This is a genomic window from Curtobacterium sp. NPDC090217 (assembly GCF_044746705.1).
Taxonomy (GTDB): domain Bacteria; phylum Actinomycetota; class Actinomycetes; order Actinomycetales; family Microbacteriaceae; genus Curtobacterium.
The window spans coordinates 802,648-817,699 of sequence record NZ_JBIVCR010000002.1; the positions used below are offsets into that span (position 1 = coordinate 802,648).

Annotated in this window: 15 protein-coding genes; 9 read left to right on the plus strand and 6 right to left on the minus strand. The window is 72.9% G+C overall.

What is annotated here, in order from left to right; all coding sequences use genetic code 11:
- Positions 1-81: 81 nt before the first annotated feature.
- From ACIPJ2_RS11460 to ACIPJ2_RS11475, 4 genes are read left to right on the plus strand one after another with little or no spacing between them, the layout of a single operon-like run.
- A complete protein-coding gene (locus ACIPJ2_RS11460) occupies positions 82-1,032 on the plus strand; it encodes an ABC transporter permease (protein ID WP_402728903.1) in 951 nt (316 codons plus the stop codon).
- Positions 1,029-1,949 carry an ABC transporter permease gene (locus tag ACIPJ2_RS11465; protein WP_402728904.1) on the plus strand — a complete coding sequence of 307 codons (921 nt, stop codon included), beginning with the start codon at positions 1,029-1,031 and terminating at the stop codon, positions 1,947-1,949. The genes ACIPJ2_RS11460 and ACIPJ2_RS11465 overlap by 4 nt, the downstream gene beginning before the upstream one ends.
- Complete coding sequence (locus ACIPJ2_RS11470) at positions 1,946-2,764, plus strand: ABC transporter ATP-binding protein (protein WP_402728905.1); 819 nt, start codon at positions 1,946-1,948, stop codon at positions 2,762-2,764. Before ACIPJ2_RS11465 ends, ACIPJ2_RS11470 begins: the two co-directional genes overlap by 4 nt.
- On the plus strand, positions 2,761-3,540 hold the full coding sequence (locus tag ACIPJ2_RS11475; protein WP_402728906.1) for an ABC transporter ATP-binding protein: 780 nt from the start codon (positions 2,761-2,763) through the stop codon (positions 3,538-3,540). The genes ACIPJ2_RS11470 and ACIPJ2_RS11475 overlap by 4 nt, the downstream gene beginning before the upstream one ends.
- A 377-nt stretch (positions 3,541-3,917) precedes the next feature.
- On the opposite strand, the gene ACIPJ2_RS11480 is transcribed toward ACIPJ2_RS11475, so the two are convergent.
- The gene (locus tag ACIPJ2_RS11480; RefSeq protein WP_402728907.1) at positions 3,918-5,357 is read right to left on the minus strand and encodes an amidase; all 1,440 of its coding nucleotides are present in this window, start codon (positions 5,355-5,357) and stop codon (positions 3,918-3,920) included.
- A gap of 77 nt (positions 5,358-5,434) precedes the next feature.
- On the opposite strand from ACIPJ2_RS11480, the gene ACIPJ2_RS11485 reads away from it, so the two are divergent.
- Both ACIPJ2_RS11485 and ACIPJ2_RS11490 read left to right on the plus strand, forming a co-directional pair.
- Positions 5,435-6,100 (plus strand): YigZ family protein, encoded by a 666-nt coding sequence (locus ACIPJ2_RS11485; protein ID WP_402728908.1) that lies wholly within the window; start codon positions 5,435-5,437, stop codon positions 6,098-6,100.
- A gap of 114 nt (positions 6,101-6,214) precedes the next feature.
- The gene (locus ACIPJ2_RS11490) at positions 6,215-7,087 is read left to right on the plus strand and encodes a phosphotransferase family protein (protein ID WP_402728909.1); all 873 of its coding nucleotides are present in this window, start codon (positions 6,215-6,217) and stop codon (positions 7,085-7,087) included.
- 87 nt (positions 7,088-7,174) lie between these two features.
- Here the strand turns inward: ACIPJ2_RS11490 and ACIPJ2_RS11495 are convergent, their stop codons facing one another.
- Positions 7,175-7,912: a sulfite exporter TauE/SafE family protein gene (locus ACIPJ2_RS11495; RefSeq protein ID WP_402728910.1), complete on the minus strand. Its 738-nt coding sequence runs from the start codon at positions 7,910-7,912 to the stop codon at positions 7,175-7,177.
- Positions 7,913-7,933: 21 nt separating this feature from the next.
- Positions 7,934-8,818, minus strand: coding sequence for an oxidoreductase (locus ACIPJ2_RS11500; RefSeq protein ID WP_402728911.1), 885 nt, complete (start codon positions 8,816-8,818; stop codon positions 7,934-7,936).
- A 14-nt stretch (positions 8,819-8,832) separates the two neighbouring features.
- Here ACIPJ2_RS11500 and ACIPJ2_RS11505 point away from each other — a divergent pair, with 14 nt between their 5' ends.
- Together ACIPJ2_RS11505 and ACIPJ2_RS11510 are read left to right on the plus strand one after the other, a co-directional pair.
- The gene (locus ACIPJ2_RS11505; RefSeq protein ID WP_402728912.1) at positions 8,833-10,476 is read left to right on the plus strand and encodes an ABC-F family ATP-binding cassette domain-containing protein; all 1,644 of its coding nucleotides are present in this window, start codon (positions 8,833-8,835) and stop codon (positions 10,474-10,476) included.
- Positions 10,477-10,496: 20 nt separating this feature from the next.
- Positions 10,497-11,399 (plus strand): L,D-transpeptidase, encoded by a 903-nt coding sequence (locus tag ACIPJ2_RS11510; protein ID WP_402728913.1) that lies wholly within the window; start codon positions 10,497-10,499, stop codon positions 11,397-11,399.
- Here the strand turns inward: ACIPJ2_RS11510 and ACIPJ2_RS11515 are convergent.
- The gene (locus tag ACIPJ2_RS11515; RefSeq protein ID WP_402728914.1) at positions 11,392-11,913 is read right to left on the minus strand and encodes a gluconokinase; all 522 of its coding nucleotides are present in this window, start codon (positions 11,911-11,913) and stop codon (positions 11,392-11,394) included. The genes ACIPJ2_RS11510 and ACIPJ2_RS11515 overlap by 8 nt on opposite strands.
- On the minus strand, positions 11,910-13,412 hold the full coding sequence (locus ACIPJ2_RS11520; protein ID WP_402728915.1) for a GntP family permease: 1,503 nt from the start codon (positions 13,410-13,412) through the stop codon (positions 11,910-11,912). Before ACIPJ2_RS11520 ends, ACIPJ2_RS11515 begins: the two co-directional genes overlap by 4 nt.
- 202 nt (positions 13,413-13,614) lie before the next feature.
- Here ACIPJ2_RS11520 and ACIPJ2_RS11525 point away from each other — a divergent pair, with 202 nt between their 5' ends.
- Complete coding sequence (locus ACIPJ2_RS11525) at positions 13,615-14,319, plus strand: FadR/GntR family transcriptional regulator (protein ID WP_402728916.1); 705 nt, start codon at positions 13,615-13,617, stop codon at positions 14,317-14,319.
- Positions 14,320-14,435: 116 nt separating this feature from the next.
- Here ACIPJ2_RS11525 and ACIPJ2_RS11530 read toward each other — a convergent pair whose 3' ends face one another.
- Positions 14,436-15,050, minus strand: coding sequence for a GNAT family N-acetyltransferase (locus tag ACIPJ2_RS11530; protein WP_402728917.1), 615 nt, complete (start codon positions 15,048-15,050; stop codon positions 14,436-14,438).
- Positions 15,051-15,052 lie beyond the last annotated feature (2 nt).

The following is a 15,052-nucleotide window of genomic DNA, read 5'->3' on the forward strand; positions in this document are numbered from 1 at the left end:
CCGAGCCAACTAGCATCGTTCCGTGACCCGGTTCCTCCGCCATGGTGCAGTGCGGCTGTCTGCTGCTGCGGTGACCACCTCGTGACCCGGTTCCTCGTCGGGCGACTGCTGCTGCTCGTCGTCGGTCTGCTCGTGGCGAGCATCATCATCTTCGCCACGCTCCGCGTGCTGCCCGGCGACGTCGCCCAGATCGTCGCCGGCACGCAGGCCACCCCGGCGCAGGTCGAGGAGCTCCGGCAGCAGCTGGGCCTCGACCGCCCCGTGGTGGTGCAGTACCTCGACTGGATCGGCGGCGTGTTCCGCGGGGACCTGGGTCGGTCGCTCGTCACCGACGGCGCGGTCGCCCCGGAGATCACCGAGAAGCTCGGCGTGACGCTCCCCCTCGCTGGCATGTCGCTCGCCGCCGCCCTCGTGCTCGGCGTCCCGCTCGGAGTCGTCGCAGCCGTGCTCCGTCGACGAGCGGGCGGTGCGGTCATCGCCTTCGTCGCCCAGGCGGTCGCCGCGGTCCCGATCGTGTGGGCCGGGATGCTGCTCGTCGCGCTCTTCGCGGTGACACTGCACTGGTTGCCGACGCAGGGCTTCCCGCTCGACGGCTGGTCGGAACCCGGACGGGCGTTCTCGTCGCTGGTGCTCCCCGCGCTGACGATCGGTGCGGTCGAGGGCGCCGTCATCCTCCGCTTCACCCGCTCCGCCACCCTGTCGGTGCTCGACGCCGACCACGTCCGGACGGCCGCGGCGATCGGGCTGACCCGGAACGGCGCGCTCGTCCGGCACGGCCTGCCGAGCGTGGCGCTCACCGTGCTGGCGGTCCTCGGCGTGCAGATCGCCGGGCTCCTCGTCGGCGCGGTCGTCGTCGAGCAGCTGTTCTCGCTGCCGGGCGTCGGCCGGATGCTCGTGACCGACGTCGGTCGCCGCGACATCACGAAGGTGCAGTCCGAGCTGCTCGTCCTCACCGGCCTGGTGCTCCTGGTCGGGTTCGCCGTGGACGTCGTCCACCGTGCGCTCGACCCCCGACAGCGGGAGGCGTCGTGACGGCCTTCCGCCGCATCGTCGCCCGGCCGACGGGCGTGTTCGCCGTCGTCGTGCTCGGCCTGCTCGTGGTGCTCGCCGTCGTGTCCCTGTTCTGGACGCCGGACAACCCGTTCCGCACCGACCCGTTCCACCAGTGGGAGCCGCCGAGCGGCGCGCACTGGTTCGGCACCGACGGGGTCGGGCGCGACATCGCGAGCTACCTGCTCGCCGGCACCCGCACCACCGTCATCGTCGCGGTCGGATCCGGGGTCATCGCGAGCGTCGTCGGCATCGTGCTCACGGCGATCGGGGCGCTCACCGCGCGGTGGGTGCGCGAGGGCATGGCCGTGCTCCTCGACATCCTGGTGGCCTTCCCCACGCTGCTCACGGCGATGCTCCTCACCGCGATCTTCGGCGGGTCACTCGGCGTCGTCATCGTGTCCGTCGGCCTGGCGTTCGGCGTGACGATCGCCCGCGTCGCCCGCGGAGAGATCCGTCGCATCGCCAGGAGCGACTACGTCGTCGCGGCCAAGGCGTCCGGCGTCGGCCCGTGGGGCGTGCTCGTCCGGCACCTCGTCCCGAACGCCGCGCCGCTCTTCACCGTGCAGCTCTCGCTCGCGATGGCGACCGCGGTCCTCGCCGAGGCAGGCCTGTCCTACCTCGGCTACGGCGCGGGCTCCGGGACGGCGTCGTGGGGCAGCCTGTTGTCCGACCTGCAGACGTACATCGGCGTGCACCCGTGGAGCGCGACGTGGCCGGGTGCGGCGATCGCCCTCGTCGTGGCGGCGCTCTCGCTGCTCGGCGACGCCATCCGCGACGCCTCCGACCCGCGCCTGACGACGGGCGACGCCGCGCGGGACGCCGATCGTGCACCGGGCACCGAACCCGTGCCGGGCACGGACTCCGCACGGGTGACCGGGACCGAGGGGATCGCATGACACCCACCGACGCGACCAGCGCGGCGACCACCGACGCGACCGCGGCCGGCGGACTGGAGGTGCGTGACCTGTCGGTCCGCATCACGGGGCGGACGGTCCTGGACCGCGTGTCGTTCACCGTGCCTCCCGGCCGGCGGGTCGGCGTGATCGGCGCATCCGGATCCGGCAAGTCCATGACGTCGCTGGCGCTGATGGGCCTGGAGCCGAGCGGCGCCGACGTGACCGGCAGCATCCGGCTGGACGGCGAGGAGCTCGTCGGGATGCCCGACCGGTCGCGTGCCGCGTTCCGCGGCGCGCGGATCGGCATGGTCTTCCAGGAGCCGGGCACCGCGCTCGATCCGCTCCGTCGCGTCGGGAAGCAGATCGCCGAGCCGCTCCGACTGCACCGCGGACTCGACCGGCGGGCTGCCGACCGCGCAGCGGTCGAACTCGCCCAGCAGGTCGGGCTCCCGGACCCCGCGTCGCTGCTCCGGCAGTACCCGCACCAGCTCTCCGGCGGGCAGCGGCAGCGCATCTGCATCGCGATGGCGATCGCCGGCCAGCCGGACCTGCTCGTCGCCGACGAACCCACGACGGCGCTCGACGTCACGACCGAGGCGCGGATCCTCGACCTGCTCGAGGGACTCGACGTCTCCGTGCTGTTCGTCACGCACGACCTCGCCGTGCTCGCCCGGATCGCGGACACGGCCGTCGTGCTCGATGCCGGCCGAGTCGTCGAGACGGGAACGGTCGCCGACCTCCTCGCCGCCCCGCAGCACCCCGCCACGCGCGCACTCGTCGATGCCGCCCGCGCCACCGCGAGGAGGACCCCGTGACCGCCCTGGAAGCAGTCGGACTGCACCGCACGTACCGACTCCCCCGCCGCGGCCCGTTCGAGCCCGGCCCGGTCCGCACCGCCGTGGATGGCGTGGACCTGACGGTACCCGAGGGTGCGCGGCTCGGGATCATCGGGGAGTCCGGTTCCGGCAAGTCGACCCTCGTCCGCCTGCTGGCCGGACTGGAGGCCCCTTCCGCAGGCACCGTGTCGGCCGGCGGTCGTCCGGTGGTCGCGTCCGGGTCCGCGGCCGCGATGCGCTGGTTCCGTCGCGAGACCGGGGTGGTGTTCCAGGACCCGTACTCGTCGCTGGACCCGCGGATGCGCGTGGGGGCGATCGTCGGGGAGCCGCTGCGGGCGCTCCGGATCCCGGGGTCGCACGCGGCGCTCGTGGCGTCGGCGCTGTCGCGGGTGGACCTGCCCCCCGACGCTGCCGACCGGTACCCGCACGAGTTCTCGGGTGGGCAGCGGCAGCGCATCGCGATCGCCCGGGCGGTGGTGCACGGGCCGCGGATCCTGTTCGGGGACGAGCCGATGAGTGCCCTCGACGTGGTCGTCCGCGCGCGGGTGATCGACCTGTTCCACTCGCTCGCCGCCGAGCTCGGGTTGACGCTCGTCCTGGTGTCGCACGACATCGGCGTGGTGCAGCGGCTGTGTGACTCGGTCGCGGTGATGTCGGCCGGCCGCATCGTCGAGCACGGTCCGGTGTCCCTGCTCGACGCCCCGGCGCACCCGCTGACCCGCGCGCTGGTCGACGCCGCCCCCACGCTCCCGTAGCGCGCGGGCGCGCGGGCGCGCGGGCGCGTCGCCCACTGGCCCCTCGCCCACTGGTCCCTCGCCCACTGGTCACAACACCCCGCTCACGTACGTCGAGTGGTCGGACGTCGTCGGCCGCGCGCAGCGCAGTCGACGGCCCCCGACCACTCGACGATCAACCAACGGGATGTCGTGACCAGTCACGAGCCGACCCGACCGGCGGGGAGCCGACCCGACCGACGGGGAGCCGACCCGACCGGCGGGGAGCCGACCCGACCGGCGGGGAGCCGAGACCAGAGCGGGAGCACCTGACACGGGCCGGACGGGAGGGTCGGCGCGGGGCCGCCACGAGCCTCCCGTCTGGGTGCGTCCGCGGGCGGGGCCGGTGCCGACCGGCCTCACCAGACCGGCGGGTGCCTCCGCTGCCAGCGGATGCGCCGCTCGAGCTGCGCGCCGAGCGCCAACAGCGTGCGCTCCCCACCCGGCCGGCCGATGAGCTGCACGCCCATCGGGAGCCCACCACCGTCCGGGTGCGTGTCCTCGGTCACCCCGACCGGCAGCGTGATCGCCGGGAGCCCCGCCACGTTCGCCATCGACGTCCACGGCGAGTACGCGCACTGGCGGCGGAAGTCCTCCTCGGGGTCCTCGCCGTACCAGCCGAGCGGACGCGGGGTGAGCGCGAGCGTCGGCGTGACGACGGCGTCGAAGCGGTCGAACGCGCCGATGAGCGTCGACGAGAACAGGTCGAGCGCCGTCATCGCGTCGAGCACCTGCGACCCCGTCAGCGCCCGGCCCCTGGCGACCAGCCAGGACACCAGCGGGGTGAGCGCGGACAGGTCGATGCCGGGGACGGACGGCAGCCGCGCGGCAGAGCTCTCCCATGCGACCCGGAACGCCGACGCGTACGGCACGCGCGGTATCGCGACGTCCTCGATGCCGTGGCCGAGCTCGCCGAGCACCCGGAGTGCGGTGTCAACAGCCGCACGTGCCGCCGGATCGACCACGACGTCGACCGTGTCGTCCCACGGCGACCCGTCGAGCACTCCGAGGACGAACCGCCCCTCGCCACGCACGGCCGCCGCGGTGAATGGTCCGTCACCGACGTCCGGTGTGACGAGCGCGTACGGTGCGGGCTCGTCGAGGCCCGTCGGCGCCACGAGTGCGTCCAGGTACATGCCCGCATCGGCGACGGTGCGCGTCAGTGGCCCGGCCACCGAGAGCCCGCCCACGCCCGAGCGCCCGGGCATCGACGGTACGCGGCCCCGGCTCGGCTTCAGCCCGACGAGGCCCGTCGCGGCAGCGGGGATCCGCACCGATCCCCCGCCGTCGGACCCGACGGCCGCCGGCAGCAGTCCCGCCGCGACCGCGACCGCCGCGCCGCTCGACGACCCACCAGGAGCCCGGCTCGTGTCGTACGGGTTGCGCGTGACACCGCGCGCCGTCTCGGACGACGACGACATCCCGAACTCCGGGCTCGCCGTCTTGCCGAGGCTCACCGCACCGGCGGCGTCGAGCGCGGCCACGAGCGGGTGGTCGGCCGTCGCCGGCCGCTCCGGCAACGACGCCGTCCCGGATCCGGTGGGCACGCCGGCGCGGTCGTACAGGTCCTTGTCACCGGACGGGAGGCCCCACAGCGGTCTCGACGTCGGCACCAGGTGGCCGAGACGGTCGGCTCGTTCGCGCGCAGCGTCCGCGGTGACCGTCACGAAGGCACCGAGTCCCGGGTCCAACCGCTCGATGCGGGCGAGGAAGAGCTCGGTCGCTTCGCGGGCCGTGGTGTCGCCGCGGCGGATCCAGTCCCAGAGTTCCTGCGCGGAGAGGTGGTGGAGTTCGAACACGGTTCCCGAGCCTATTCGCCCTGGCCCTCGTCCCTGCCCGCCGCTGAGCGGGACCCGCGCGCCGGTACGCTCGACGGGTGAGCCGCCGCTACCCGTCCACGATCGCGGCCACGGTCGAGCACGAGATCGTCATCACGAAGTCGCGGTTCGTCACCACCGTCGTCCCGGTGTCCGACCCGGACGCGGCGGACCAGGCGATCGCCGAGGTCCGGAAGCGGTTCTGGGACGCGCGGCACAACTGCACCGCGATGGTGACCGGCGTCCTCGGTGACCAGGCGCGCTCCTCGGACGACGGCGAACCGTCCGGCACCGCTGGCGTGCCGATGCTCGAGGTCCTGCGACGCCGCGAGCTGACCGACGTCGTGGCGGTCGTGACGCGGTACTTCGGCGGCGTCAAGCTCGGTGCCGGCGGACTCGTCCGCGCGTACTCGACGTCGGTGTCCGAAGCACTCGACCGTGCCGAGACCGTCCGCCGCGAAGCCCTGACGTCGGTGACCGTGGACGTCCGGCACGCGGATGCCGGGCGGGTCGACAACGTGCTGCGCGACTGGGTGCGGCACCACGGCTCGACGCTGGCGGAGACCAGGTACGGGACGGCCGCGACCTTCGAACTGTGGGTCCCCGCCCCGGCGATCCCGACCCTCGTGGCGGACCTCGCAGCCACGTCGGCCGGCACGCTCGCCCCGGTCGTCGGTGCCGAGCGGATCGTCGACGTCCCGGCTTCCCGACCCGCGTCGCGCTAGCGTCGGTGCCGTGATCGTATGGCTGAACGGCATGGGCGGCGCGGCCGAGGTGGTCGACACGACCATCACCCTGGCGCCGGCGGTCGCCCGGATGATCGTGGAACGCGTGCGCCGATGACGACGGACCGTGCACAGGCCGAGGCAGCGCTCCGCGACGCGTCGGCCGTGACGGGGCGGCGCTGGCACCTCGCGGAACGGCTCGACGGTGGTCGGCAGACCGGCGCCTGGCTGGTCCGCGCCGAGGACGCCTCCGCCGCCGTCCTGAAGACGACGGCGGACGTGGAGTGGGCGGCGCGGATCGTCGCCGCCCGGCGCGCGGTCGACGTCGCTCGGTACGCGGGCTACCCGACGCCGGCGTGGGTCGCCGCCGGGACGACCAGAGCGGGCATCGGCTACCAGATCCAGGAGTGGTGCCCAGGGCACACGACCGACGACGTGGACACGGCGACGGCGGAGGCGCTGATCGCGGTCGTCGAGTCGCAGGCCGGGGTCGACCCGTCGCCGGAGCACTGCTGGACGGACTTCCTGCAGGAGCAGATCGGAGCGGGTCGGGAACGGCTCCGCGCGGAGTCCGGCGCGCCCAGGCCGATGCTCGACGTCTGCGACCGACTCCTCCTGGACGCGGACCGCGCCAAGTGGCCGCGCACGGACATGGTGCACGGGGACTTCCGGCCGGCCAACGTCCTGTTCGACGGGGGCTCGGTCAGCGGCGTGGTCGACGTCGAGGCGATCGGCAGCGGGCCGCGAGCGTTCGACCTCGCGACGCTGCTGAGCCACGACCGGGTCGACCAGGACGCGCTCGTGCGCATCGTCGCCACCGGGACGGACGCTGCCGAACCGGTGGTGTTCCGCGCGTGCGTGGCCGTGGTGTTCCTCGACCTCCTGCGGTTCAGCCGACGCGACGAGCACTCGACCGCTGATGGTCGTGCGCGGCAGCGTCGCCTGCTCACCGAGCGCGCGGAGTGGATCGAGCTGCTGACCCGGTGATCCCGGCGTGCCGGCGGACGCCCGACGCTGAGCCGGTGATCCCGGCGAGCCTGCGGACGCCCGACGCTGACACGGAACGGTCCCGCGTCACGCCTCGACGAACAGGTACACGGCCAGCACGAACCCGCAGACGGCGATCGCGATGCGCAGCGGTGTCGGCGGTACGCGACGCGCGACGCTCGGTCCGATCAGGCCACCGAGGACCGCCCCGATGCCGAGGGGCCACACCATCGCCCACACCACGGTCCCGGACAGGGCGAACGCCACCGCTGGCAGGACGTCCGCCGCGAGCAGGAGCACGTTCTTCAGCGCGTTCGCCCGGTGCAGCACGGGCTCCCCGTCCAGGAGCATCACGGCGATCATGAGCACGCCGGACCCCGCGCCGAAGTACCCGTTGTAGAGCGAGACCGCCGAGACGCTCGTCGTCGCGACCCCTGGCCGCATCGTGGCCGATCCGCGCCGCCGGTCGATCCACGGCTGCGCCAGGAGCAGCACCGACCCGGCCGCCACGAGGAACGGCACGATCCGGTCGAACAGGTGCGACGGCGTGAGGAGCAGCAGCACCGCGCCCGCCGCGGAGACGATCACCGTGATCGGCATCCACCGCCGCAGGGTCGGGCCGTGTCCGACGAGGTCCGCTCGGGCGCGCAGGGCGGAGCTCGCACCACTGCCGAGCAGCGCGACCGAGTTCGTGACGTTCGCGGCGAGGGGCGGCACACCCACGGCGAGGAGCGCGGGGTAGGCGACGAGCGACGTGATGCCGCCAGCGGTGCCGATCACGCCGGCGAGGACCCCGGCGACGAGCAGGAACACCGCGGTCAGCACACCGGAGATCCTGCCACGGGATCAGCCCGGTCCGTCACTCGCGGCGGCGAGGAGCGGCACGAGCACGTCGCTCACGGGTGTCGGGATGCCATGGGCCGCTCCGAGCCGCTGCACCACGCCGTTCCGCACGTCCCACTCGAGCGGGTTCCCCGCGATCCGGTCGGCGAGGATCGAGGTCCCCATGTCGGCGGGCGAGCCACGGAACTGCTCGACGAGTGCGTCGGGCACGTCGTCGCCGAGGTCCGCCCCCTCCGCACGGGCGACGAGCAGGCACTCCCGCAGGTAGTCGTGCGCGAGCCGCGCGAGGTCGTCCCGCGCGAACATCCCGGCGCGACGCCCGGTGAGGACCATGAGGCCCGCGACGGCGTTCTGCAGGAGCTTCCGCCACGCGACACTCGTGAAGTCCTGCGCCACGTCGACCTCGACCCGCGTGCCGTCCAGCGCGCGCAGCAGGGCTCCGGTACCCGGCCCGTCCGGCAGGGTCAGCCGCGGCGTCGCACGGAGCCAGACGGTGCCGTCGTGCTGCGTCTCGGCCGGGAACCAGACCACCGACGGCACGACGTCGGCACCAGCGACGTGCGGCGCGAGGGAACGGACCTGCTCGACCCCGTTCTGCAGCACACAGACCACGGTGCCCGGTCGGCAGAGCGCGGCGAGCCAGGGCGCGCAGGCCGGTACCTGCGTCGCCTTCACGGCGAGGAGCACGACGTCCACGGGATCCGTCACGGCGCGCGGATCGGTCTGGACGGGCCCTGGCACCACGATCCGCCCGGACACGTCCACGAGCTCCAGGTGGTCCCGAGCCGTGCGACCGAACAAGAGCGGCGTCCGACCGGCGTCGTGCAGTGCTGCGGCGACGACGGTCCCGATGGCTCCCGGCCCGACCACGGCCACTGATGCGTCCATGGGACGATTGCACCATGACCGCCACGCTCGTCGTCAAGGGCCTCGCCGGCGGCTACGCCGCACGCACACTGTTCGAGGGGCTCGACCTCACGGTCACCCCCGGGGACGTGATCGGCGTCGTCGGCGTGAACGGCGCCGGCAAGTCCACCCTGCTGCGGCTCCTCGCGGGCGTCGACGAGCCGCTCGCGGGCACCGTGTCACTCGCCCCGGCCGACGCGTTCGTCGGCTGGCTGCCCCAGGAACACGAGCGGGTCGCCGGGGAGACCGTGACCGGGTACCTCGGACGACGGACCGGCTGCACCGCGGCGACCGCGGAGATGGACACCGCCGCGGCTGCCCTCGGGGACCCGGATGCCCCGGCCGACGCCGCCGACCGGTACTCCACCGCGCTCGACCGGTGGCTCGCGTCGGGCGCGGCCGACCTCGACGAGCGCGTCCCGGCCGTCCTCGCGGACCTCGGGCTGACGGTGGACACGGACGCGCTCATGACGTCGCTGTCCGGCGGTCAGGCCGCACGGGTCGGACTGGCAGCGCTGCTGCTGTCCCGGTTCGACGTCGTCCTGCTCGACGAACCCACCAACGACCTCGACCTCGACGGTCTGGCGAAGCTGGAGGCGTTCGTCACGGGCCTCCGCGGCGGGGTCGTCCTCGTCAGCCACGACCGCGAGTTCCTCGCGCGGTCGGTCACCGGCGTCCTCGAGCTCGACCTCGCGCAGTCGTCGAACCGGCTCTTCGGCGGTGGCTACGACGCCTACCTGGAAGAACGCGAGATCGCCCGCCAGCACAAGCGGGACGCCTATGACGAGTACGCGTCGACGAAGGCGGATCTGGTGTCGCGGGCCCGGACGCAGCGGGAGTGGTCGAGCCAGGGCGTCCGGAACGCGATGAAGAAGGCACCGGACAACGACAAGATCCGGCGCAAGGCGGCCTCGGAGTCGAGCGAGAAGCAGGCGCAGAAGGTCCGCCAGATGGAGTCCCGCATCGCACGCCTCGACGAGGTCGAGGAGCCCCGCAAGGAGTGGCAGCTCGAGTTCACGATCGGCCAGGCGCCGAGGAGCTCCGCGGTCGTGGCGACCCTGTCCGACGCCACGTTCACGCAGGGCGACTTCACCCTCGGTCCGGTGTCGCTGCAGGTCGACGGCGGGGACCGCATCGGCATCACCGGCCCCAACGGCGCCGGCAAGTCGACGCTGCTCCGCGCCCTGCTCGGCAAGCAGTCGCCGACGACGGGCACGGCGAGCTCCGGGTCGAGCGTCGCGGTCGGCGAGATCGACCAGGCCCGCGGGCTGTTCACCGGCACGGAGCCCCTCGCCGCGGTGTTCGAGGGCCTCGTGCCGGAGCTGGCCACCGCCGAGGTCCGGACCCTGCTCGCCAAGTTCGGTCTCAAGGCGGACCACGTGGGCCGCGCGGCCGGCGAGCTCTCCCCCGGCGAACGCACGCGCGCCGGCCTCGCGCTGCTGCAGGCCCGCGGCGTGAACGTCCTGGTCCTCGACGAGCCGACGAACCACCTCGACCTGCCGGCGATCGAGCAGCTGGAACAGGCACTCGACTCGTACGATGGCACGCTGCTGCTCGTCACGCACGACCGGAGGATGCTGGAGACGGTCCGTCTGGACCGCCAGTGGCGTGTCGAGGCCGGCCGCGTCACGGAACGCTAGGACCGGACAGGAGGCCCGTGGTGCGACGGCGGACGTGGATCGTGACGAGTGTGGCCGGTGCTGCCCTCGTCGGTACCGTCGTGTGCGTCGGGCTCGCCCTGGTGCCGGACCGCGACCAGGCGAGCCCACCGAGGACCGCCGCCGCCCGGCAGCCGACGCCGACGCCGACCCCCGCCGCCGTGCCTGCGGCACCGTCGGCGGCGGAACTCGCGGCGCTGCCGCTCGCGTTCCACGACGCGGTGATCCCCGGGCTCCTCGACGGCTCGGACGTCCACCCCGAGAACGGCTGGCAGATCGCGACCCCGAACGAGCAACTCGTCGCGCTGTACGCCAGCCCGGACGCCGACGCTGCACCCATCGGGACGCTCTCGGCGACGGTGTCGACGGTGGAACTCCCCGCCGCCACCGCCGTGTGGGGTCGCTCCGCAGGCGTCAACGGCGGGATGCTGCTCGTGTCGACCCCGGCGCGGAACCGCACGCCGGGTGACGGTGGTGTGCCCGACGCCCCGAGTGCGACGTTCGCGTGGGCCCGCGCCGCCGACTTCAGCGTCGTGGACACGGACCGGACGATCCTGGTCGACGTCGCGGCGGACACCGTCTCGGTCGTGGCGCGGAGCGGCCAGGTCGTGGCGAGCGAGCCGGCACGACTCGGCACACCGGACGACCCGACCCCGACCGACACGGCGACCTACGTCGAAGCGGCGTACGTCGACGCGCGGGTGACCTACGCGCAGGGCAACCCGATCATCCTGACCGGCGCGCACTCCTCCCGCATCCCGTCGTACGGGGGGAACGCCGCACTGACGGCGCTGCACTTCTACCCGGACCCGACCGGCAGCTCGCACGGATGCGTGCGGATCTCCGCCGAGATGACGAAGACCCTGGCGGCGCTGCCGGTCGGTACCCCGATCCAGTTCACCTGACGCCGGGTTCGAGCCCCAGCCGCTCGATCACCTCGTCGCGCTCCTCCTCCGGCGTGCGGTCGGCGGCGACGGTGATGTGCGCCTCGTCGTCCTGCGGCGGCTCCAGGGTCGCGAGCTGCGACGCCAGGAGCGACGTCGGCATGAAGTGCCCCGACCTGGCCGTCATCCGGTCCTCGATCAAGGAGTTGTCGCCGGCGACGTGCACGAACACCACGCCGGGCGCCCGGAGGACGTCACGGTAGGAGCGCTTCAGCGCCGAGCACGTGACGACACCGTTCGTCCCGGAGTCCAGGTGGTCGCGGATCCAGCTCGCGACGACCTCGAGCCACGGCCAGCGGTCGTCGTCGTCGAGCGGGATCCCGGCGTGCATCTTGTCGACGTTCGCCTGCGGGTGCATCGCGTCGCCCTCGGCGAAGTCCCACCCGAGCCGCTCCGCGACCATCTCGGCCACGGTCGACTTGCCGGATCCGGAGACCCCCATCACGACGAGGACGCGGGCGTCGAGCTCGCTCATCGGATGAACACCCCCGCGAGCAGGACGCCGAGCAACCCGAACACCGAGATCAGGCACTCGAGCACCGTCCACGTCTTGAACGTCTGCCCCACCGTGGTGTTGAGGTACCCCTTCACCAGCCAGAACCCGGCGTCGTTGACGTGCGACAGGAACACCGAGCCCGCGCCGATCGCGAGCACGAGGAGCGACACCACCGGCGACGACAGGTCCTGCGCGATCGGGGCCATGATGCCGGCGGCCGTGACGGTCGCGACCGTGGCCGAACCGGTGGCGACACGGACCAGCGCCGAGACGACCCATGCGACGAGGAGCACCGAGATCCCGGAGTCCTTCACCGCGTCGGCGATCACCCCGCCGATCCCGGTGTCGATCAAGACCTGCTTGAACCCACCGCCCGCGCCGACGATGAGCAGCACGCCGGCGACGGGCGGCAGCGCGCTCTCGAGCGACCGTGACACGGCCGAGCGGTCCATGCCGCCGCCGATCGCGAAGAAGACGATCGCGTACAGCGCTGCGAGTCCGATCGCGACCATCGGCGAACCGAGGAAGTCGAGCAGGCTCACCCAGGCACCAGCGGCGTCGGGCATCGTCGCCTCGCGGATCGCCTGCGCGAGCATGAGGACCACCGGCAGCAGGATGCCGATCAGCGCGACCGCGAACGACGGGCTGCGCGGTTCGCTGATGACGCGGGTGAAGTCGCTCTTGCCGTTCGGCAGGGACGCGGTGTCCTGCGTGGCGGGGCCGCGCCGGGCCTCCCGTCCTTCGTGAGCCGGGTCGCTGCCACGCGAGCCGAACAGGTCGGGTGCCGGGATGTCGACCCAGCGGGCCGCGAAGCGGGCGAAGACCGGGCCGGCCAGGATGATGACCGGGATCGCGAGCACGATGCCGAAGGCGAGCGTCGTGCCGAGGTTCGCACCAACCGTGGAGATCGCGACGAGCGGTCCGGGGTGCGGCGGGACGAACGCGTGCATCGTGGACAGACCGACCAGGGCGGGGACGGCGATCTTCATGATCGGCACGTCGCTGCGCTTGGCGACCAGGACGATGATCGGGATGAGGAGCACCAGGCCGACCTCGAAGAACATCGGCAGGCCGATCAGTGCACCGATGAGCGCCATCGTCCACGGCAGCGCCGCCTTCGACGACTTCCGGACGAGGGTGTCCACCACCCGGTCCGCTGCGCCCGAGTCGACGAGCATCTTGCCGAACATCGACCCGAGCCCGACCAGGATGCCGACGCTCGTCATGGTCGCGCCGAAGCCGACCCCGAAGCTCGTCACGGCCTTGTCCGGTGCGAGTCCGGCGCCGATGCCGACGCCGACCGCGCCGATCGTCAGCGCGATGAACGGGTGGATCTTGAGCCACGTGATCAGGACGATGATCACGACGATGCCGATGAGCGCCGCGATCACGAGCTGCGAGACCGGACCGGACGGATCGACCGTGTCGGTGCCGGCAGCGAGCACGGTGCTCGCGCTGGTTGGTGCGAGGTGAGGCATCTGCGCCCCTTCCTGGAGACGCTTCCGCGCGGCTCCGTCGCCTTGGTTCCGGGTTTCGATGCCGTTCGAAGCGACGTCGAATAATCTGATTAATCAGACTATACGTCGGTCCTCCGCGCGGCACACACCCGTCGGGGCAGTCTGCCGGTCTGATGGAGCACACGTCGCGCCCGGTGCGCGATCCGTACTGCATGGAGGAACGATGACCACGCCCCGCGGACTGCACGCCCAGGTGCTCGACACCCTCGGTCAGCGGATCGTGTCCGGCGCATCGCCAGCGGGCGTCGTGCTGCGTCCAGAGGAGATCGCGACCGAGTTCGGCGTGTCGCGCTCCGTCGTGCGCGAGGCACTCCGCGTCCTGCAGTCACTCGGACTCGTCGAGCCGCGACAGCGCATCGGGACCCAGGTGCTGCCCGTGACGTCGTGGGAGCTGCTCTCGCCCTCGGTCATCCGGTGGCGAGGACTCTCCGACGGGTACTTCGCCCAGCAGCGCGAACTCCTCGAACTCCGGCTCGGGATCGAGCCCGTCGCGGCATCGCTGCTCGCCGGGCGAGGAGCCGAGGTCGGCGCCCCGGTGCTGGCCGCGGCGCTCGAGATGGTCGCCGCGGCGGCGAGCGGGGACGGCCGCGCCTACCTCGAGGCGGACGTCCGCTTCCACCGCGCGCTCCTCACCGGGTCCGGCAACGCCGTGTTCGGGCACTTCGCCGGCACCGTCGAGGCGCTCCTCCGCACCCGCACGTCGGAGTCGCGCGACACGATCACCCGGTGGACGGGCGCCGCGGCCGGTCGGCACGAGGCGGTCGGGCGGGCCGTGGTCGCCGGGGACGCCGACGCCGCAGCAGCCGCGGCGACCGCGATGGTCGGTGTGACCCGCGACGAGTTCATCGCCGAGGCCGCGGGGCGCTGAGCCTGACGCGTGCCTGCAGTCGCTGCCGGGTCGATTCGCGCGTAGAACGTCGAATCGCGCGTAGGAGGCCGGTTCTTCCGACTACCTACGCGCGATTCAGCCTCCCATCGCGCTCGTTATGGGAACTTTCGAGCACCGCGCCGCGTCCGCGGACCCCGCAGGCGCAACCGCATCGTGACGGTCCCGAGCCACCGGTCGTACTTGTACCCGACCTTGCCCATGCGGCCGATCTCCTCGAAGCCGAGCCGTCGGTGCAACTTGATCGAGGCATCGGCTGACCGGTCGGCGATCACCGCGACGACCTCGCGGACCCCAGCCGCACGGCACTCGTCGAGCAGCGCCTCCATCAGCGCACGCCCGAGCCCCTTCCCGCCCGAGGCCGGCCCGAGGTAGATCGAGTTCTCGACCACGTGGTTCGACCGGTCACGCGGGTTCCACGGATCGACGAGCGCGTACCCGAGCAACTGTCCAGACGGGTTCACCGCGACCAGGAACGGGAGCTTCCGCCGGCGGATCTCGTCGTACCGCTGCTTCCACGCCGCGAACGTCAGCACGGCGCCGTCGAACGTCACCGACGAGTTCCGCACGTAGTGCGCGTGGATCTCGCGGATGTCCGGCAGGTCCGACGGCTCGGCGGCGCGGATCGACCAGGCGAACGCGGTCTCGGACGGCGCGGGCGCACGCAGGTGACGCGGCAGCACCCGCCGCTGGCGGTATTCCTCCTCGAGCACGA